Annotated in this window: 16 protein-coding genes; 4 read left to right on the top strand and 12 right to left on the bottom strand. The window is 71.2% G+C overall.

Features of this window, described 5'->3' with window-relative positions; all coding sequences use genetic code 11:
• Nucleotides 1-50: 50 nt before the first annotated feature.
• The 8 genes from TR49_RS00935 to TR49_RS00900 all read right to left on the bottom strand — a co-directional run bounded on the left by TR49_RS00935 (nt 51) and on the right by TR49_RS00900 (nt 6,697).
• On the bottom strand, nt 51-338 hold the full coding sequence (locus tag TR49_RS00935) for a metal-sulfur cluster assembly factor (RefSeq protein WP_042363931.1): 288 nt from the start codon (nt 336-338) through the stop codon (nt 51-53).
• Nucleotides 339-430: 92 nt separating this feature from the next.
• The gene (sufU, locus tag TR49_RS00930; RefSeq protein WP_042376021.1) at nt 431-886 is read right to left on the bottom strand and encodes a Fe-S cluster assembly sulfur transfer protein SufU; all 456 of its coding nucleotides are present in this window, start codon (nt 884-886) and stop codon (nt 431-433) included.
• 33 nt (nt 887-919) lie between these two features.
• A complete protein-coding gene (locus TR49_RS00925) occupies nt 920-2,176 on the bottom strand; it encodes a cysteine desulfurase (protein ID WP_042376019.1) in 1,257 nt (418 codons plus the stop codon).
• Nucleotides 2,173-2,937, bottom strand: a complete 765-nt coding sequence (gene sufC / locus TR49_RS00920; RefSeq protein ID WP_042376018.1) for a Fe-S cluster assembly ATPase SufC — start codon at nt 2,935-2,937, stop codon at nt 2,173-2,175. The genes TR49_RS00925 and sufC overlap by 4 nt, the downstream gene beginning before the upstream one ends.
• 4 nt (nt 2,938-2,941) lie before the next feature.
• A complete protein-coding gene (locus TR49_RS00915) occupies nt 2,942-3,265 on the bottom strand; it encodes a non-heme iron oxygenase ferredoxin subunit (protein ID WP_042363828.1) in 324 nt (107 codons plus the stop codon).
• Nucleotides 3,262-4,476 carry a Fe-S cluster assembly protein SufD gene (gene sufD, locus TR49_RS00910; RefSeq protein ID WP_042376016.1) on the bottom strand — a complete coding sequence of 405 codons (1,215 nt, stop codon included), beginning with the start codon at nt 4,474-4,476 and terminating at the stop codon, nt 3,262-3,264. Before sufD ends, TR49_RS00915 begins: the two co-directional genes overlap by 4 nt.
• Before the next feature lie 65 nt (nt 4,477-4,541).
• The gene (gene sufB, locus TR49_RS00905; protein WP_042376014.1) at nt 4,542-5,954 is read right to left on the bottom strand and encodes a Fe-S cluster assembly protein SufB; all 1,413 of its coding nucleotides are present in this window, start codon (nt 5,952-5,954) and stop codon (nt 4,542-4,544) included.
• Nucleotides 5,951-6,697 (bottom strand): helix-turn-helix transcriptional regulator, encoded by a 747-nt coding sequence (locus TR49_RS00900; RefSeq protein WP_042376307.1) that lies wholly within the window; start codon nt 6,695-6,697, stop codon nt 5,951-5,953. Before TR49_RS00900 ends, sufB begins: the two co-directional genes overlap by 4 nt.
• Before the next feature lie 143 nt (nt 6,698-6,840).
• Between TR49_RS00900 and TR49_RS00895 the strand changes: the two genes are divergently transcribed.
• The 3 genes from TR49_RS00895 (at nt 6,841) to TR49_RS46240 (ending at nt 10,656) form a co-directional block, all read left to right on the top strand.
• Entirely contained in the window at nt 6,841-7,770 is a 930-nt protein-coding gene (locus TR49_RS00895) for an ABC transporter ATP-binding protein (protein ID WP_042376013.1), read from the top strand.
• A 41-nt stretch (nt 7,771-7,811) separates the two neighbouring features.
• Entirely contained in the window at nt 7,812-8,531 is a 720-nt protein-coding gene (locus tag TR49_RS00890) for an ABC transporter permease (protein WP_042376305.1), read from the top strand.
• 388 nt (nt 8,532-8,919) lie between these two features.
• On the top strand, nt 8,920-10,656 hold the full coding sequence (locus TR49_RS46240) for a right-handed parallel beta-helix repeat-containing protein (RefSeq protein ID WP_052433835.1): 1,737 nt from the start codon (nt 8,920-8,922) through the stop codon (nt 10,654-10,656).
• Between the two features lie 232 nt (nt 10,657-10,888).
• Here the strand turns inward: TR49_RS46240 and TR49_RS00880 are convergent, their stop codons facing one another.
• Genes TR49_RS00880 through TR49_RS00865 form a run of 4 tightly spaced genes read right to left on the bottom strand, consistent with a single transcriptional unit; the run spans nt 10,889 to nt 16,279 of the window.
• Nucleotides 10,889-12,220: a UDP-glucose dehydrogenase family protein gene (locus tag TR49_RS00880; RefSeq protein WP_042376012.1), complete on the bottom strand. Its 1,332-nt coding sequence runs from the start codon at nt 12,218-12,220 to the stop codon at nt 10,889-10,891.
• A gap of 58 nt (nt 12,221-12,278) precedes the next feature.
• Nucleotides 12,279-13,367 (bottom strand): UDP-glucose 4-epimerase GalE, encoded by a 1,089-nt coding sequence (gene galE / locus TR49_RS00875; protein WP_174501530.1) that lies wholly within the window; start codon nt 13,365-13,367, stop codon nt 12,279-12,281.
• Between the two features lie 19 nt (nt 13,368-13,386).
• Nucleotides 13,387-15,237, bottom strand: coding sequence for a glycosyltransferase family 2 protein (locus tag TR49_RS00870; protein WP_042376011.1), 1,851 nt, complete (start codon nt 15,235-15,237; stop codon nt 13,387-13,389).
• Nucleotides 15,238-15,256: 19 nt separating this feature from the next.
• Complete coding sequence (locus TR49_RS00865; RefSeq protein ID WP_084724428.1) at nt 15,257-16,279, bottom strand: UDP-glucuronic acid decarboxylase family protein; 1,023 nt, start codon at nt 16,277-16,279, stop codon at nt 15,257-15,259.
• A gap of 402 nt (nt 16,280-16,681) precedes the next feature.
• Between TR49_RS00865 and TR49_RS00860 the strand changes: the two genes are divergently transcribed.
• Complete coding sequence (locus TR49_RS00860) at nt 16,682-18,013, top strand: thioester domain-containing protein (protein ID WP_042376010.1); 1,332 nt, start codon at nt 16,682-16,684, stop codon at nt 18,011-18,013.
• The last annotated feature ends 42 nt before the right edge of the window (nt 18,014-18,055 follow it).

The following is an 18,055-nucleotide window of genomic DNA, read 5'->3' as shown; positions in this document are numbered from 1 at the left end:
GGGCTCAGCAGAGCCCCGCGCCCATAACGGTGTGACTACCTCGAGCGAGGTCAGACGTTGAAGCCGAGCGCCCGCAGCTGGTCGCGGCCGTCGTCGGTGATCTTGTCCGGGCCCCACGGCGGCATCCAGACCCAGTTGATCCGCAGGTCCTTCACGAGGCCGTCGGTGGCCGTGCGGGCCTGGTCCTCGATGACGTCGGTCAGCGGGCAGGCCGCGGACGTCAGCGTCATGTCGACGGTGGCGACGTCGCCCTCGTCGATGTGGACGCCGTAGATCAGGCCCAGGTTGACGACGTCGATGCCCAGCTCCGGGTCGACGACGTCCATCAGGGCCTCCATCAGGTCGTCGACCGCGACGGAGCCCTTGCTGACACTCTCGAACTCGGTTGCCTCGGTTGCGGCAGCCTCAGTCGAGGCAGCCTCGGTCTCGCTCATGCGCTCTCCTTGACGGGCGCTCCGGCCAGGGCCTGCGCCGTGGCGTCCTTCCAGGCCATCCAGCTCAGCAGGGCGCACTTGACGCGCGCCGGGTACTTGGAGACGCCGGCGAACGCGATCGCGTCCTCCAGCACCTCCTCGTCGCCCTCCAGCTGCCCCTTGGACTGCATCAGCTCCAGGAAGGCCTCCTGGATCTGCTGGGCCTCGCCCAGCTCCTTGCCGACCAGCAGGTCGTTCAGCACCGACGCGCTGGCCTGGCTGATCGAGCACCCCTGGCCCTCGTAGGAGACGTCGGTGAGGACGTTCCCGTCGAGCTTGACCCGCAGCGTGATCTCGTCGCCGCAGGTCGGGTTGACGTGGTGCACCTCGGCGTCGCCGTCGCGCAGGCCACGGCCGTGTGGGTGCTTGTAGTGGTCCAGGATGATGTCCTGGTACATCGAGTCGAGCTTCATCGACCGCCGCTCCTCATCCGACTGACCAGCCGACTAACCGAAGAAGGCGCGGACGTGGTGCAGCCCGTCGATCAGGGCGTCCACCTCCGCCTCGGTGGAGTACAGATAGAACGACGCCCGCGTGGTCGCCGGAATTCCGTAGCGCAGGCAGACCGGACGCGCGCAGTGGTGGCCGACGCGCACGGCGATGCCCTGCTCGTCCAGCACCTGGCCCACGTCGTGCGGGTGGATGTCGCCCAGGGTGAAGGAGATCGCCGCGGCGCGGTCCTCGGCCGTGGTCGGGCCGATCACCCGGAGGTCCGGGACCTCGGCGAGCCGGCTCAGCGCGTACTCGGTGATCCGGTGCTCGTGGGCCGCGATCGCGTCCATGCCGACGCCGTTGAGGTACTCGATGGCCGCGCCCAGCCCGACCGCCTGCGCGATCGGCGGGGTGCCCGCCTCGAACTTGTGCGGCGCGGGGGCGTAGGTCGAGGACTGCATGGAGACGGTCTCGATCATCTCGCCGCCGCCCAGGAACGGCGGGAGGTCCTCCAGCAGCTCCTGGCGGCCCCACAGCACGCCGATGCCGGTCGGGGCCAGCATCTTGTGCCCGGTGAAGGCGACGAAGTCGGCCTCCAGCGCCTGCACGTCCAGCACCATGTGCGGGGCGGCCTGCGAGGCGTCGATGACGACCAGCGCGCCCACGTCCTGGGCCCGGCGCACGATCGCCTCGACCGGGTTGACGGTGCCCAGGATGTTGGAGACCAGCACGAACGAGACGACCTTGGTCTTCTCGGTGATGATCTCGTCGATGTGGGACAGGTCGAGCCGGCCGTCGTCGGTCAGGCCGAACCACTTCAGCTTCGCGCCGGTGCGCTGCGCCAGCAGCTGCCACGGCACGATGTTGGAGTGGTGCTCCATCTCCGTGATGACGATCTCGGAGTCGGCGTCGACCTTGTACGGCTCCTCGGCCCAGCCGAGCATGTTCGCGACCAGGTTCAGCGACTCGGACGCGTTCTTGGTGAACACGACCTCGTCGCGGCTCGGCGCGTTGATGAAGGACGCGACGGCGTCACGCGCGCCCTCGTACAGCGCCGTGGCCTCCTCGGCGAGCGTGTGCACGCCGCGGTGGACGTTGGCGTTGTGCAGCTCGTAGTAGGCCGTCAGCGCGTCGAGGACCTGCTTGGGCTTCTGCGAGGTGGCCGCGTTGTCCAGGTAGACCAGTGGCTTGCCGTTCGGCAGGATCCGGCCGAGGACGGGGAAGTCCTTGCGGATCGCGTCCACGTCCAGCGTGCGAGAGGTAGGGATCACTCGGCTGCACCGCCCTTCACGTACTGCTCGTAGCCGTTCTCCTCCAGCTGGTCGGCCAGCTCGGGGCCACCGGAGGCGACGATCTTGCCGCCGGCGAAGACGTGGACGAAGTCCGGCTTGATGTAGCGCAGGATGCGCGTGTAGTGGGTGATCAGCAGGGTGCCGACCTCGCCGGTCTCGCGGACGCGGTTGACGCCCTCGGAGACGATGCGCAGCGCGTCGACGTCGAGGCCGGAGTCGGTCTCGTCGAGGATCGCGATCTTCGGCTTGAGCAGCTCCATCTGGAGGATCTCGTGGCGCTTCTTCTCACCGCCGGAGAAACCCTCGTTGACGTTGCGCTCGGCGAACGCCGGGTCCATCTGGAGGTCGGCCATGGCCTCCTTGACCTCCTTGACCCAGGTGCGGAGCTTGGGGGCCTCGCCGCGGATCGCGGTGGCGGAGGTGCGGAGGAAGTTGGAGACCGAGACGCCGGGGACCTCGACCGGGTACTGCATGGCCAGGAAGACGCCGGCACGGGCGCGCTCGTCGACGGACATGGCCAGCACGTCCTCGCCGTCCAGCAGCACCTCGCCGGAGGTGATGGTGTACTTCGGGTGGCCGGCCAGCGAGTAGGCCAGGGTCGACTTGCCGGAGCCGTTCGGGCCCATGATCGCGTGGGTCTCGCCCTGCTTCACGACCAGGTCGACGCCCTTGAGGATCTCGCGCGGGCCGTTCTCGGCGTCGACGGAGACGTGCAGGTCGCGGATTTCAAGCGTTGCCATGGACTCAGGACTCCTGGGTGACGGAGACGAGCACATCGTCCCCTTCGATCTTTACGGGGTACACGGGGACGGGCCGGGTCGCGGGGAGGCCCGAGGGCTTGCCGGTGCGGAGGTCGAAGCGCGAGCCGTGGAGCCAGCACTCGATCATGCAGTCCTCCACCTCGCCCTCGGACAGCGACACGTTCGCGTGCGAGCAGACGTCGTTGATGGCGAAGACCTCGCCCTCGGCGGAGACGATCGACACGGCGACGCCGTCGACCTCGACCCGCTTCGGGGTGTCCTCCTCCAGCTCGCTCAGCGCCGCGACGCGCACGAAACCGGCGGTCATGCGACACCAGCGCCGACGGACGCCTCCAGCTCCGCGTCGATCTTCTCGATCAGGCGGTCCTGGAGCTCCGGGAGGCCGATCTGCTGGACCAGCTCGGCGAAGAAGCCGCGGACCACCAGGCGACGGGCCTCGTCGGCCGGGATGCCGCGCGACTGCAGGTAGAAGAGCTGCTCGTCGTCGAAGCGGCCGGTCGCGGAGGCGTGGCCGGCGCCGACGATCTCGCCGGTCTCGATCTCCAGGTTCGGGACCGAGTCGACCCGCGCGCCGTCGGTGAGCAGCAGGTTGCGGTTGAGCTCGTAGGTGTCGGTGCCCTCGGCCTCGGCGCGGATCAGCACGTCGCCGATCCACACCGCGTGCGCGTCCTGGCCCTGCAGCGCGCCCTTGTAGGCGACGTTGGAGCGGCAGTGCGGCGTGTCGTGGTCGACGAAGAGGCGGTGCTCGAGGTGCTGGCCGGCGTCGGCGAAGTACAGGCCGTAGAGCTCGGCCTCGCCGCCGGTGCCGCCGTAGATCACCCGGGGGTGCAGACGCACCACGTCGCCGCCGAAGGTGACGACGACGGACTTGAAGGTCGCGTCGCGGCCGACCAGCGCGGTGTGCTGGGCGACGTGGACGGCGGTGTCCTCCCAGTCCTGGACCGAGACGACGGTCAGCTTGGCGCCGTCGCCGATCAGGTACTCGACGTTGGCGGCCACCACCGCGTCACCGGTGTGCTCGATCACGACCACGGCCTCGGCGAACGCGCCGACCTCGATCACCTGGTGGCCGTAGCGGACGCCGCCCTGGCCGTGGACGGTGATCCGGATCGGCTCGGTCAGCTGGGTGTCCTTGGGGATGGACACCAGACCGGCCTTGTCGATGCTGCTGAACGCCTGCGCGGCGACGCGGTCGACCGGCTTGCCGGCGGCGCCCACGCGGGCGTCGTCGCGGCCGACGGTGGTGACGAGGACGCCCTCGGGGGCGGTCACGTCGACCTTGACCGCGTCCGAGGTCGCCTCGGCGGTGCCGTCGTGCAGGCCCTTGAGGCGGTGCAGCGGCGTGAAGCGCCAGTTCTCCTCGCGGCCGTGCGGGACCGGGAAGTCGTTCACGTCGTAGGACGCGAGGACCTCGGTACGCGCGTCGCCCGGCTGGGCGGAGAACTCGCCGGGCACACCGGCGACCTGGATCGAGCCGGAGGTGGTGGCCCCTCCGGGGGTGGTGGTGACGTCAGCCATGGCTGTCGTGCTACTCGCTTTCTGGAAAGGACTAAGGGCAGCTGGGGTGGGCGTCGGGCTGTGCGTCAGCCGACAGCACCCTCCATCTGCAGCTCGATCAGCCGGTTGAGCTCCAGCGCGTACTCCATCGGCAGCTCCTTGGCGATCGGCTCCACGAAGCCGCGGACGATCATCGCCATCGCCTCGAACTCCGTCAGGCCGCGGCTCATCAGGTAGAAGAGCTGGTCCTCGGAGACCTTGGAGACCGTCGCCTCGTGACCCATGGAGACGTCGTCCTCACGGACGTCGACGTACGGGTAGGTGTCGGAGCGGGAGATCGTGTCCACCAGCAGGGCGTCGCAGAGCACGTTGGACTTGGCGCCCTTGGAGCCCTCGCCGATCTCGATCAGGCCGCGGTAGGAGGTGCGGCCGCCGCCTCGCGCCACCGACTTGGAGACGATGTTGGAGGAGGTGTTGGGCGCCATGTGCACCATCTTGGCGCCGGCGTCCTGGTGCTGGCCCTCGCCCGCGAACGCGATGGAGAGCGTCTCGCCCTTGGCGTGCTCGCCCATCAGGTACACGGCCGGGTACTTCATGGTGACCTTGGAACCGATGTTGCCGTCGATCCACTCCATGGTCGCGCCCTCGTACGCCACGGCGCGCTTGGTGACCAGGTTGTAGACGTTGTTCGACCAGTTCTGGATCGTCGTGTAGCGGCAGCGGCCGCCCTTCTTGACGATGATCTCGACGACGGCGCTGTGCAGCGAGTCCGAGGAGTAGATCGGGGCGGTGCAGCCCTCGACGTAGTGGACGTAGGCGTCCTCGTCGACGATGATCAGCGTCCGCTCGAACTGGCCCATGTTCTCGGTGTTGATCCGGAAGTAGGCCTGCAGCGGGATCTCGACGTGCACGCCCTTCGGCACGTAGATGAACGATCCGCCGGACCACACGGCCGTGTTCAGCGAGGCGAACTTGTTGTCGCCGACCGGGATCACGGTGCCGAAGTACTCCTGGAACAGCTCCGGGTGCTCCTTCAGCGCGGTGTCGGTGTCCAGGAAGATGACACCCTGCTCCTCCAGGTCCTCGCGGATCTGGTGGTAGACGACCTCCGACTCGTACTGCGCGGCGACACCGGCGACCAGGCGCTGCTTCTCCGCCTCCGGGATGCCGAGCTTGTCGTAGGTGTTCTTGATGTCCTCGGGCAGGTCCTCCCAGGACTCCGCCTGCTTCTCCGTGGAGCGCACGAAGTACTTGATGTTGTCGAAGTCGATGCCGGTGAGGTCCGAGCCCCAGGTCGGCATGGGCTTCTTGCCGAAGAGCTTCAGGCCCTTGAGGCGGAGCTTGAGCATCCACTCGGGCTCGTTCTTCTTCGCCGAGATGTCCCGGACGACGTCCTCGTTCAGACCTCGCTTGGCAGCCGCGCCGGCCGCGTCGGAGTCGGCCCAGCCGTACTCGTACTTGCCCAGGCCTTCGAGCTCCGGGTGAGCGGTGGTGGTCATGCGGGGTTCCTCCCGGATGCGGCGGTTGCGTCGTTCGTAGCGGTCTCGTGGTGGGGCGGCGGAGCCGCCCTGGGGACGAAGGTGGTGCAGACCCCGTCGCCGTGGGCGATGGTGGCCAGCCGTTGCACGTGGGTGCCCAGCAGCTGCGAGAACAGCTCGGTCTCGGCCTCGCAGAACTGCGGGAACTGCTCAGCGATGTGCGCGACCGGGCAGTGGTGCTGGCAGAGCTGCTCCCCGAGCGGCGCGCTGCGCACCGTGGCAGCGTAACCGTCCTCGGTGAGCGCGCCTGCCAGGGCCTGGGCCCTGGCCTCGGCGTCCCCGCAGTCCCCCAGGGTGCTGCGGTAGCGCTCGGCGTCGCGGGCGAGCCGCGCGCGGGCGAAGGCGGCGAGGGCCTCCTTGCCCTTCTCGCCGCCGCCGGCCGCCTCCGCGAGGAAGCCGAGGGCGTCGGCGGCGAGCTGGTCGTAAGCCTGGTAGAAGGTGCTGCGGCCGGAGTCCGTCAGCAGGAACACCCGCGCGGGGCGTCCGCGACCGCGGTGGCCGTACACCTTCTGCTCGCGCGACGTGACGAGGCCGGCCGCGGTCAGCGCGTCCAGGTGCCTGCGGACGGCGGCCTGAGTCAGGCCGAGGCGCTCCGCGAGGTCGGCGGCGCTGGAGGGGCCGTGGTCGAGAATGGACCGGGCCACACGTTCGCGCGACGACGTGACGCGGGCGGTCGCATCGACCGCCTCGTGCCCCTCAGCCATCTCGCGCACGTTTTTCACAACACCATTGTTGCGTAATTCCTTCCGGACAAACAAGCGGCGCTGGTCGGCGCGGAAAGTGCACTCCGTCACTAAGGGTTACCTAATCTGCCGGACGCGGCCCGGTGGTTCGTAGACTCGTCCGCATGCATGACCACGCCCCCGCCGTAGAGATTCGGGGCCTCATCAAGCGCTACGGCGCCAAGACCGCCGTGGACGGGCTGGACCTGACCGTCGGGCGCGGCAGCCTGACCGCGGTGCTGGGTCCCAACGGCGCGGGGAAGACCACGACCATCGAGACCTGCGAGGGTTACCGGCGTCCCGACGCCGGGACGGTGCGGGTGCTCGGGCTGGATCCGGTGGCCCAGGCGGCGGAGCTGAAGCCCCGGATCGGCGTGATGCTCCAGTCGGGTGGCGTCTACCCCGGCGCGCGGGCGATGGAGATGCTGCGGCACACGGCCGCCCTGCACGCGGACCCCCTCGACGTCGACGAGCTCGCCGAGCGCCTCGGCCTCGGCTCCTGCGGGCGGACCGTCTACCGGCGGCTCTCCGGCGGCCAGCAGCAGCGGCTCGCGCTCGCCATGGCCGTCGTCGGACGGCCGGAGCTGGTCTTCCTGGACGAGCCGACCGCGGGGCTGGACCCGCAGGCCAGACGCGCGACCTGGGACCTGGTCCGCGACCTGCGCCGGGACGGCGTCAGCATCGTGCTCACCACGCACCACATGGACGAGGCCGAGCGGCTCGCCGACGACGTCGCGATCGTCGACGGGGGCAAGGTCATCGCGCAGGGCAGCCCGGAGCAGCTCTGCCGCGGCGGCGCCGCGAACACCCTGCGCTTCCAGGGCCGCTCCGGCCTGGACCTCGGGGCGCTGCTGAAGGCGCTGCCGGACGGCTCCTCCGCCGCGGAGCTGACGCCCGGCAGCTACCTCATCGAGGGCCCGGTCGACCCGCAGCTGCTCGCCACGGTGACCAGCTGGTGCGCCCAGGCCGGTGTGCTCCCGGAGAACCTCTCGGTCGAGCGCCGCACCCTCGAAGACGTCTTTCTCGAACTCACCGGACGGGACCTGCGCTCGTGACGACCTACACCCCCGCTCCGGGCGCGGCCCCGCTGGGCCGCATGCTGCGCGCGCAGACCGCGCTGGAGACCAAGCTGCTGCTGCGCAACGGCGAGCAGCTGCTGCTCACCGTCGTCATCCCGAGCGTGCTGCTGGTGCTGTTCAGCGCCGTGGACATCGTGTCCACCACCGGTCCTGGCAAGCGCGTCGACTTCCTCGCGCCGGGCCTGCTGGCGCTGGCCGTGATGTCCACCGCCTTCACCGGCCAGGCCATCGCGACGGGCTTCGAGCGCCGCTACGGCGTCCTGAAGCGCCTCGGCGCCAGCCCCCTGCCGCGCTGGGCGCTGATGACCGCGAAGACCGGCAGCGTGCTCGTCACCGAGGTGCTCCAGGTCGTCCTGCTCACCGTCATCGCCCTCGCCCTCGGCTGGAGCCCGCAGGGCAACCCTCTGGCGGTCCTGCTCCTGCTCGTGGCCGGCACCGCCGCCTTCTCCGGTCTCGGCCTGCTCATGGCCGGGACCCTGAAGGCCGAGGCGACCCTCGCCGCGGCGAACCTGGTCTTCATCCTGCTGCTGCTGGCCGGCGGCGTGATCGTCCCGCTCTCGAAGTTCCCCTCCGCCGTCCGCCCGGTGCTGGAGGCGCTGCCCATCAGCGCCCTCTCGGACGGCCTCCGCGCCGTCCTCCAGCAGGGTGCGGCGATGCCGTGGGGCGACCTCGGCATCCTCGCCGTCTGGGCCGTCCTCGGCCTGGCCGCCGCGGCGCGCTTCTTCCGCTGGGAGTAGGCGCGCGCCGTCACGGTCGGCTGTCGCTCCAGGCGCAGCCGGAGACCGCGACGACCAGGAAGACCACAAAGGCGCCGAGCACGCCCGACTCGTAGGAACCGCGCCGGACGGGACGGCTGCGACCGGGCGGCCGAGCACCGGCGACAGGTACGCCACGACGACCGGCACCACGACCGAGTCCGCGACCACGCCGTCGACGAGCAACGAGCCGGCCACCCTGCACACTCCCCGGAACCGACCGGCAACCCGGGCGGGAGCCGAGACGGTGAGCGCAGGAGGGTCCGGGACGGCAAAAGCCGTGCTCACGTCATGTGGACCCGCGTTGACGGCCGCTGCGGTCACCTGAAAAACTGCCCGCGCCCGGAGCACGTTCAGGAGGGTGGCACCGGTGAAAGAGTCCTCTCACCCGGAGCGCGGTGGCACCCAGGACGGTCCGAGACCGTCGGGTCGGCACGCCTGGTTCCAGCCCTTTCGCGGCAATCCCCGCCGCCGCACGCTGGTGCTGCTGATCGGCACCGGCGTGGCCGTCCTCGGCGTGAACCTCGCCGTCGAGAACCACGGCGACGCCAGCGCCAAGGCCGCGGGACCGCAGGTGCCGACGTACTACGTCAGCGCGAACGGGAGCGACAGCGCGGCGGGCACCACGCCTGCGACGGCGTGGCGCACCCTGTCCCGCGTCGACCAGCACGTCTTCAAGCCCGGCGAGAGGCTGCTGCTGCACGGCGGAGACCGGTTCACGGGCCATCTGACGCTCAGGGCCGGTGAGGCCGGCCAGGCCGCCAAACCGGTGCAGGTCGGCTCGTACGGGAGCGGCCGGGCCACCGTCGTAGGGACGGACACGCCCGCCGTGTCGGTCTTCGACACCGGGGGCGTGGAGATCGACGACCTGGTGCTCACCGGGCCCGGTGTGACCAGGAGCCTCGCGGCCGGCATCGACGTCTACTCGGACCTGACCACCGGAGAACGGCTGGCCCATGTCGCCGTCACCCGCGTCGACGTCTCCGGATTCCGTGACGGGATCGCCGTCAGCGCCGCGGACAACGCGGTCGGCTTCCGCGACGTCGAGGTGAGCGACAGCACCCTGCACGGCAACCGCGACAACGGGATGGTCAGCTACGGCAGCCCGCTGGATCCCGCGGCGCCGCGGTACGCGGTGCAGGACCTGCGGATCACCGGGGTCCAGGCCTACGCGAACCTCGGCGACCCGCACAACAAGACCAGCAACTCCGGCAGCGGGATCGCCGTCGGCAGCACCGACGGCGCCACCGTCCAGAACTGCGTCGCCTACGGCAACGGCACCCACGGGGTGGCCTCCAACGGCCCCGTGGGCATCTGGGCCTACGACGCGACGCGCGTCGTGATGCAGCACAACGTCTCGCACGACAACCACACCGGCGGGAGCGCCGACGGCGGCGGCTTCGACCTGGACCGCAACACCACCGACTCCGTCCTCCAGGCCAACCTGTCGTTCGACAACGACGGCCCCGGGTACATGGACTTCTCGGCGGTGAAGACCCAGCCCTCGCAGCGCAACACGATCCGCTACAACGTGAGCCGGGACGACTCGCGCAAGTTCGCCGGCTACGGCTCCGTCGACCTGTCCGGCTGGCTGAGCGGAATCGACGTCCACCACAACACCGTCGTCCAGACGAAGACCGGCTCCAAGGCGCCGCTGCTCAAGTTCGGCCTGCACATCACGCAGTCCACCGTCCGCGACAACCTGCTCTCCCCGCGAGGCGGTGCGGTCGCCGCGTCGCACCAGGCGTACACCACGGCTGAACTGCTGCTGCAGGGCAACGAGTACGACACCCCCGCCGCGGCCTGGCAGGTCACCTGGGGCGCGCAGACCTACTCCACGCTGACGGCCTGGCGTGCCGTCACCCACCAGGAGCTGGCACAGGGCAAGCCCTCGGCGACGATCGCCCCGGCCAAGCTGCTCTGGACCCGCGCGGCGTCCTGGGATCCGACCCACACCCCGGCCCCGGAACTCCCCGCGGGCTCCGCCCTCGGCACCGCCGGCCTGGACCTCAAGACCCTCTTCGCCCAGGACCCGGGCCCCGCCGACTACTTCGGCACCGCGATCACCGACGGCACCGCCGTGGGCGCCGCCCAGCCGGCGAACTGACGCCCCCCGACGGACGAGCCGGCCGACCGAGGTCGCGGCCGGGTCCGCGAGGCGACGGCCGCCCCTTGGGCGGCGGGAGCCGCCATTCCGGGACTGCCGCCATTCCGGGACTGCCGAAGCCGGGGCGACCATCTCCTCGCCGACGGTTCCCCCGGCGGGAATCGCCGCCTGACAGGCACGGCCCGGCTCCCGCTGCGAGGCGGGGCCGGGCCGAAGCAGTGCTGAGGTGGAGTCAGGAGGCCGGGGCGGGGGCCGGCTTGCCGAGGAGGCGGAGGGTCCAGCCGGCGGCGGCCCAGCGGGGGGCGTCGAGGGCGTTGCGGCCGTCGAGGAGGCGCGGGGCGCGCACCCAGGTCGCGACCTCGGCGGGGTCGAGCTCGCGGTACTGACGCCACGGCGTCAGGTGCAGCAGCAGGTCCGCGCCCGCGCAGGCGTCCTCGACCGACTCGACGCACTCCAGCTCGGGGTGCGCGGACTTGGCGTTGGCCAGCCCCTCGGGGTCGTGCACGCGCACCTCGGCACCCTCGGCCGCGATCATCCGGGCCACGTGCAGGGAGGGCGAGTCGCGGATGTCGTCGCTGTCCGGCTTGAAGGTGACGCCGAGGACCGTGACCCGTCGACCGGCGAACTCTCCGCCCAGCAGCTCGCGGGCGGCCTCGACGGTACGCGTCCGCTGCCGCAGGTTGATCGTGTCGACGTGGGACAGGAAGTCCAGCGCCGAGCCGACGCCGAGCTCCTGCGCCCGGGCGTGGAACGCGCGGATGTCCTTGGGCAGGCAGCCGCCGCCGAAGCCGAGCCCGGCGTCGAGGAAGCGGCGGCCGATGCGGGCGTCGTGGCCGATGGCGTCCGCCAGGGTGGTGACGTTCGCGCCGGTGGCGTCGCAGATCTCCGCCATCGCGTTGATGAAGGAGATCTTCGTGGCCAGGAAGGAGTTGGCGGCGGTCTTGACGAGCTCGGCGGTGGCGAGGTCGGTGCTGATCCACGGCGTGCCCAGGGCCAGGACCGGGGCGTACACCTCGCGCAGCACCGCCTCGGCGTGCTCGCCGGTGACGCCGACCACGAGCCGGTCCGGCCGCAGGGTGTCCTCCACGGCGAAGCCCTCCCGCAGGAACTCCGGGTTCCACGCCAGCTCGGCCTCGGCGCCGACGGGGGCGAGCTCCGCGAGCTTCGCGGCCAGGACCGCGGCCGTGCCGACGGGGACGGTGGACTTGCCGACGACCAGACAGGGCCGGTGCAGGTGCGGGGCGAGCGCCTCCACCGCGGCGTGCAGGTAGCGCAGGTCGGCCGCGTTCGAGCCGGGCTGCTGCGGGGTGCCGACGCACAGGAAGTGCACCTCGCCGAAGGCCGCGGCCTCGGCCGGGTCCGTGGTGAAGGACAGGCGGCCGGAGTCCAGCCCCTCGCCGAGCAGCTCCGGCAGGCCGGGCTCGAAGAAGGGCGCCCGCCCGGCCGACAGCGCGTCGATCTTGGCGGCGTCCATGTCGAGGCCCAGCACCTCGTGACCGGCCTGGGCCATGCAGACCGCGTGCACCGCGCCCAGGTAGCCGGTCCCGATGACGGTGATCCGCATGGTTGTTCTCCTCAGCCGGTGGTTCGGGCAGATGGTTCGGACGGGGGCGGGCGCGGCCCTACGCGCCGTAGCCCATGGGGTTCGCCTGCTGGAAGCGCCAGGCGTCGGCGCACATGTCGTCGAGGGTCCGGGTGGTCCGCCAGCCCCAGGCGGCGGCGACCGCGCCGGGGTCGGCGACCAGGCGGGTGACGTCGCCCTCGCGGCGTCCGACGATCGCGTGCGGGATCGGCTGTCCGCAGGCGCGGCCGACGGCCGCGACCAGCTCCAGCACGGAGGTGCCGACGCCGGTGCCGAGGTTGAGCACGCGCAGGCCGGTCGTCGCGGCGCCCGGCTCGCCGTCCGCTTCGGGGCGGATGCCGAGCTGCTCCAGTGCCACCCGGTGCCCGTCGGCCACGTCCACGACGTGGATGTAGTCGCGCACCGCGGTGCCGTCCTCGGTCGGGTAGTCGCCGCCGAAGACGTTCAGGAGCTCCCGGCGTCCCACCGCCACCTGCATGGCGAAGGGCATGACGTTGTTGGGGACCCCGCGCGGGTCCTCGCCGAGCAGACCGGAGGGATGGGCGCCGACGGGGTTGAAGTAGCGCAGCGCCAGCGCGGACAGCTCCGGCCAGGCGCGGCAGGTGTCGGCGAGCACCTGCTCGCACATCCACTTCGAACGGGCGTAGGGGTTGGTCGGCCGGGCGGGCTCGTTCTCGTCCAGCGGCACCGGCCTGGCGTCGCCGTAGATGGAGCAGGACGAGGAGAAGACCAGCCGCTCCACGCCGTGCTCCCGCATCACCCGCAGCAGGGAGACGGTCGCACCGACGTTGACCTCGTAGTAGTCGAGGGGGATCTGCACCGACTCGCCGACGGCCTTCTTCGCGGCGAAGTGCACCACGGCGTCGATCGGGTGGGCGCGGAAGACCTCGGCGAGGGCCTCGGCGTCCCGCATGTCGAGGATGTGGACCGCGTGCAGGGGCCGTCCGGCGGTCTTCTCGATCCGCAGCAGCGCCTCGGGCGAGCTGTTGGAGTGGTCGTCGACGACGACCACCCGGTAGCCGTGCGCCAGCAGCTCCACACAGGTGTGGCTGCCGATGAAACCGGCGCCGCCGGTGACCAGCACCGTGGGCGCGCCGGACGGGTCGGACGACGGGGAAAGCGTGGACATCTCTGGCCTCTCGGGAGGGCTAGGGCAGGTGCACGTTCAGCACGGCCGCGATGTGGGGCACGTAGTGCGCCACCGCGAAGCCGAGCGGAACCAGGGTGGCGAGGCCGAGGAGGAGCGGCAGCCGGGCCGTGCGCAGCGCCTTGCTCCACCGGGCCCCGGCGGCCTTCGCGGCCTCGCGGATGTGCAGCAGCGGGACCAGGACGCTGACCACGCTGTAGGAGGTCGCGGCGAAGATGCACAGCAGCACGTAGCCGAGGACGTGGCCGCGGTACTCGCCGTAGAGGGCCACCGACGAGAGGAACAGCGTGAAGGCCAGGTAGGGGGTGAGCAGCTTGGCGGGCAGCTCCGGCATCCCGTCGAACCCCTTGGGGGTGACCTTGAAGGTGATCTGCTTCGGCCGGATCACGCTCATCGCCCCGGCCACCACGCCGCGCACCACATAGGGCCAACCGGTCAGCGTGAACAGCCAGTTCTCCCAGCTGAGCACGGGCGCCGAGACCGGACGCAGCAGGCCGCGCCGCCGCAGCAGCCGGACCAGCAGCAGCAGCCAGACCGAGACCGACGCCATGTGCAGCACGAACGACAGGTAGTCGATGTGCACCCACTGGATGCCCGCCAGCACCGCGACCGGCGCCAGCAGCAGGCCGGACGTCAGCACCGTGGCGTTGAGCGGGTAGTAGACCAGCGAGAAGCCGAAGCGCACCTTCAACGGGCCGCGCATCCGCGGCAGATGCCGTGGCAGCAGACCGAACAGCACGGTGGTGAGGCTGCGCGACCACTGGAACTCCTGGGTCAGCGCGTCCGCGAGGGTCAGCGGGCCGTCACCGTGGGCCTCCGCGTCGATGGCGAAGGCGCCCTGCCAGCCGGCCGAGTTGAGCAGGAAGGTGGTGGAGAAGTCCTCGGCGAGCTCGGGGCCGATGCCGCCGATCTCGCGCAGCGCCTGGGTCCGGACGGCGTAGTGGGAGCCGATGCACATCGGCGCCAGCCCGCCGTTGTGACCGAGCTGCACCGGACCGTGCCAGACCGCCTCGCGGTAGAGGCGGCCGCGCGCGGCCCAGGAGACGTCCGCATTGGCGTCGCACATGCTGGGCGCCGCGACGTAGCCGACGGCGGGGTCCGCGAACGGGCGCACCATGGCCGCGAGGTAGCCGCGCTCGGGCACGTGGTCGCAGTCGAGCTGGGCGACCACGTCGTAGTACTCGTAGCCGTAGCCGTCGTAGAAGTAGGCGAGGTTGCCCTCCTTGCAGCGGGTCCGCCGCGGCCAGGTGGTGCGGTGGTACGCCTCGACGCCCTTGCGGGTGGAGATGCCCACGTAGTGGTTGCGGCACCACTCCACCACCTCGTCGGTGGGGTCCTCGTCGCAGAGCCAGACGTGGTAGGCGTGCGGGTAGTCCTGCGCCAGCATGCACTCGAGCGTGCGCCGCGCGGTGTCCCAGGGCTCCGAGGGCGCCTTGGTCACCACGAACGCGACCCGCAGCTCCGGCACCGGCGACTTGGGGTCCGGCTTGCGGAGCCAGGCCACCGACAGCAGGAAGTAGAGCGGGATCGCGGTGACGTAGAGCAGCACGGCGCTGTTCAGCACCATGCCGGTCCAGCTGCTGCGGTTCTGCGGCTCGAGCCACCACTGCCAGAAGAAGACGAAGCAGACCATCCAGCCGACGGACATCAGCGCGATCTGGATCCGGTCGCCGCGCCGCAGCGCGGGCGTCATCAGGCCGGCGTCCAGCGCGCGGAGCTCCAGCTTCTCGCCGAAGGTCGGGCCGCTGGGCCGGATGTCCCTGACGTTGCCGCCGGACAGCTCGTGGATCTCGCGGGCCAGCCGGTCGGGCTCGGACCGCTGGTTCTCGTCCTGTCGCGAAGGAGACGACATCACCACGTACGGCCCCGGTTCAGCCGGCGAGCAGCGCGGCGTGCTGGTCGTGTCCGCCGCGCGCCTCGCCCAGCTGGCCGCCGCGCAGGTCGGCGGCGGCCGCCGCGACCTCCTCGGGGCGGGAGGCGAACCAGGCGGCGGTGCGCCGCAGCCCGTCCTCGATCTCGACCTGCGGGGACCAGCCGAGGCGGGTGCGGGCCAGGGCGATGTCCGGGCGGCGGCGGGTCGGGTCGTCCTGCGGCAGGTCGTGATGCTCCGTCACCACCGGGCAGCCGGCGATCTCGCCGACCAGGCGGGCCAGTTCGGCCACGGTGCGCTCCGCCGGGTTGCCGCAGTTGATCGGGCCGGCCTCGTCGCTCTCCATCATCGCGAGCAGGGCGGTGACCAGGTCTTCGACGTAGCAGAAGCTGCGCGTCTGGCTGCCGTCACCGTAGATGGTCAGCGGCTCGCCGCTGAGCGCCTGCACCAGGAAGCTGGAGACGACGCGGCCGTCGTCGGCCCGCATGCGCGGGCCGTAGGTGTTGAAGATGCGCACGATGCCGGTGTCGACGCCGAGGGTGCGGCGGTAGGCGGAGGTGACCGCCTCGGCGTAGCGCTTCGCCTCGTCGTAGACACTGCGCGGGCCGATGGGGTTGACGTTGCCCCAGTAGTCCTCGCGCTGCGGGTGGATCGCCGGGTCGCCGTAGACCTCGCTGGTGGAGGCGAGCACGAAGCGCGCGCCGTGGCGGCGGGCCAGGCGCAGGGCGTTCTCCGTGCCGCGGCTGCCGACCGCCAGGGTCTCCAGGGGGCGGCGCAGGTAGTCCGGCGGGGAGGCGGGGCTCGCGAGGTGCATCACCGCGTCCACCGGACCGTCGACGTCGAGCCGTTCGGTGATGTCCTGCTTCAGGAACTCGAAGCGGTCCGAGCCGAGCAGGTCGGCGATGTTGTCGTGGCGGCCGGAGGAGAGGTCGTCCACGCAGACCACCTGGTCCCCGCGTGAGATCAGTCGCTCGCAGAGGTGCGAGCCGATGAATCCTGCCCCGCCGGTGACCAGTACGCGCATGACCGCGCCTCCCCATGTCGTGCTCAGGTGCAACGGCGGCCACACGCGCACCACCGCGAACCTGGAACGTAAGGAAGATGTGAACGAAGTGTCAACGTTCTGCGGTGGCAATCGTCAGCCGATATCCCTTTTGTCCGGAAGGATTGAGTCCATTTGTTATCTGCCGAGGTCAGACGGGTCGTCAGATTCGACGCCTTCGGCGGCTGTGTAACAGTTCCTCAGATCGGCCGCCAACGGGCCACGCGAAACCCTCCATTTCACTACGATCCCGGCATCACCGAGAGCGCTGTGACGACCCAGCCGCATCCCGCCGACATTGTCATGTCCAAGAACATCCGGGGCATGGGCGCGGAACGAGCCGCCGGCGCCTCGGGCCGCGCAAGGGGAGAGGGCACGTAACAGATGTTGGGATTCTCGGCCCGTGGAAGGGCGGTCCGCGCCGCAGCGGGCCTGCTGGCCGCGGGAGTCTTCGCGCTCGGTTCGACGCTCGCGGTCGCAGGCACGGCGCTCGCCGACCAGAACGGCGGTGCCACCGCGGTACTGGGCGACTTCCTGCACGCCGGAAGGATCGACGTCGACGGCGGCGTCGCCTACGGCGGCACGGTCGCCCTGCAGGACGACGGCCGACAGCTCGCCGTCTACTGCATCGACCTGCACCACGACACGCATGACGGCGTCCGGTACCAGGAGACCGGTTGGGCCCGGTCGACGCTCTCCCAGAACCCGGACCGCGGCAAGATCCAGTGGATCCTGGAGCACTCCTACCCGGTGGTCACCGCCGCCACGCTGGCCGGGGACATCGGCGCGTCCCACCTGACGGACGACCAGGCCGCCGCCGCGACCCAGGCCGCGATCTGGCACTACTCCGACCACGTCGACGCGCAGCCGGAGAATCCGGCCGCCGCCGAGCTGACCGCCTGGCTGGAGCAGCACGCCCGGGACACCGCCGAGCCGGCTCCCTCGCTCGCCCTCTCCCCCGCCTCCGTCGCCGGCCGCGGCGGCATGCTCGGCCCGGTGACGGTCGCCACCAGCGGCTCCTCCGTCCACGTCTCGCTCACCGGCCCGGCCGGCGTGCGGTTGGTCGACGCCGCGGGCAGGCTGGTCACCGGCGCGGTCGACGGCGAGAAGCTCTACGTCGACGTCCCCAAGGGCGCGGCGGCCGGCTCCGCCGAGGTGGACGCGTCGACCACCACCGCCCTCCCGGTCGGCCGCGCCTTCAAGGCCGTCGACGGCTCCAGCCAGACGATGATCCTCGCGGGCACCGCGCCGGTCTCGGTCAAGGCCGCGGCGCAGGCGCAGTGGGCCCCGCAGGGTCCCGTCCCGGCGGCGGTCGCCAGGGAGGACTGCGGGAGGAGCGGCGTCGACGTGACCCTGACCAACGGCGGCGACCAGCCCTGGACCGCGAAGGTCGGCACCCTCACCGAGACCGTCGCGCCGGGCGCGACGAAGACCGTGCTGGTCAAGGAGAAGGAGGGCCAGACGTACACGATCACCGTCACCGGCCCGAACCTCACCAGGACCTTCACCGGCGCGCTCACCTGCCGGCCCACCGGCGGCAGCCACCTGCCGAGCCCCATGCCGACCCCGTCGGCCTCGTCCTCCCACCCGCCGCTGGCCGAGACCGGCGCCGGCGGCGCCACCCCGGTGATCGCCGCCATCGGTGCAGGCCTCGTCCTGGTCGGCGGCGCGGCGGTCCTCGTGGTGCGCAAGCGCCGCGGTCGCCACACTGCCTGACGCGTCCTCGATGTGACGCGCCCCACGGAGCCTGACGTCGGG

Source organism: Streptacidiphilus melanogenes, from assembly GCF_000787835.1.
Taxonomy (GTDB): Bacteria; Actinomycetota; Actinomycetes; order Streptomycetales; family Streptomycetaceae; genus Streptacidiphilus; species Streptacidiphilus melanogenes.
This window is presented reverse-complemented; position numbering and strand designations above follow the sequence as displayed.

What these genes read in the sequence shown, in the direction of transcription:
- TR49_RS00880 (WP_042376012.1), bottom strand. Translation starts at nt 12,220, where the DNA reads ATGCGGATCACCGTCATCGGGACCGGCTACCTGGGCGCGGTGCACGCG.
- TR49_RS00870 (WP_042376011.1), bottom strand. Translation starts at nt 15,237, where the DNA reads ATGTCGTCTCCTTCGCGACAGGACGAGAACCAGCGGTCCGAGCCCGAC.
- TR49_RS00860 (WP_042376010.1), top strand. Translation starts at nt 16,682, where the DNA reads ATGTTGGGATTCTCGGCCCGTGGAAGGGCGGTCCGCGCCGCAGCGGGC.
- TR49_RS00935 (WP_042363931.1), bottom strand. Translation starts at nt 338, where the DNA reads ATGGAGGCCCTGATGGACGTCGTCGACCCGGAGCTGGGCATCGACGTC.
- sufD (WP_042376016.1), bottom strand. Translation starts at nt 4,476, where the DNA reads ATGGCTGACGTCACCACCACCCCCGGAGGGGCCACCACCTCCGGCTCG.
- TR49_RS00890 (WP_042376305.1), top strand. Translation starts at nt 7,812, where the DNA reads ATGCTGCGCGCGCAGACCGCGCTGGAGACCAAGCTGCTGCTGCGCAAC.
- sufU (WP_042376021.1), bottom strand. Translation starts at nt 886, where the DNA reads ATGAAGCTCGACTCGATGTACCAGGACATCATCCTGGACCACTACAAG.
- TR49_RS00865 (WP_084724428.1), bottom strand. Translation starts at nt 16,279, where the DNA reads ATGCGCGTACTGGTCACCGGCGGGGCAGGATTCATCGGCTCGCACCTC.
- sufB (WP_042376014.1), bottom strand. Translation starts at nt 5,954, where the DNA reads ATGACCACCACCGCTCACCCGGAGCTCGAAGGCCTGGGCAAGTACGAG.
- sufC (WP_042376018.1), bottom strand. Translation starts at nt 2,937, where the DNA reads ATGGCAACGCTTGAAATCCGCGACCTGCACGTCTCCGTCGACGCCGAG.
- galE (WP_174501530.1), bottom strand. Translation starts at nt 13,367, where the DNA reads ATGTCCACGCTTTCCCCGTCGTCCGACCCGTCCGGCGCGCCCACGGTG.
- TR49_RS00895 (WP_042376013.1), top strand. Translation starts at nt 6,841, where the DNA reads ATGCATGACCACGCCCCCGCCGTAGAGATTCGGGGCCTCATCAAGCGC.
- TR49_RS00900 (WP_042376307.1), bottom strand. Translation starts at nt 6,697, where the DNA reads ATGGCTGAGGGGCACGAGGCGGTCGATGCGACCGCCCGCGTCACGTCG.
- TR49_RS00915 (WP_042363828.1), bottom strand. Translation starts at nt 3,265, where the DNA reads ATGACCGCCGGTTTCGTGCGCGTCGCGGCGCTGAGCGAGCTGGAGGAG.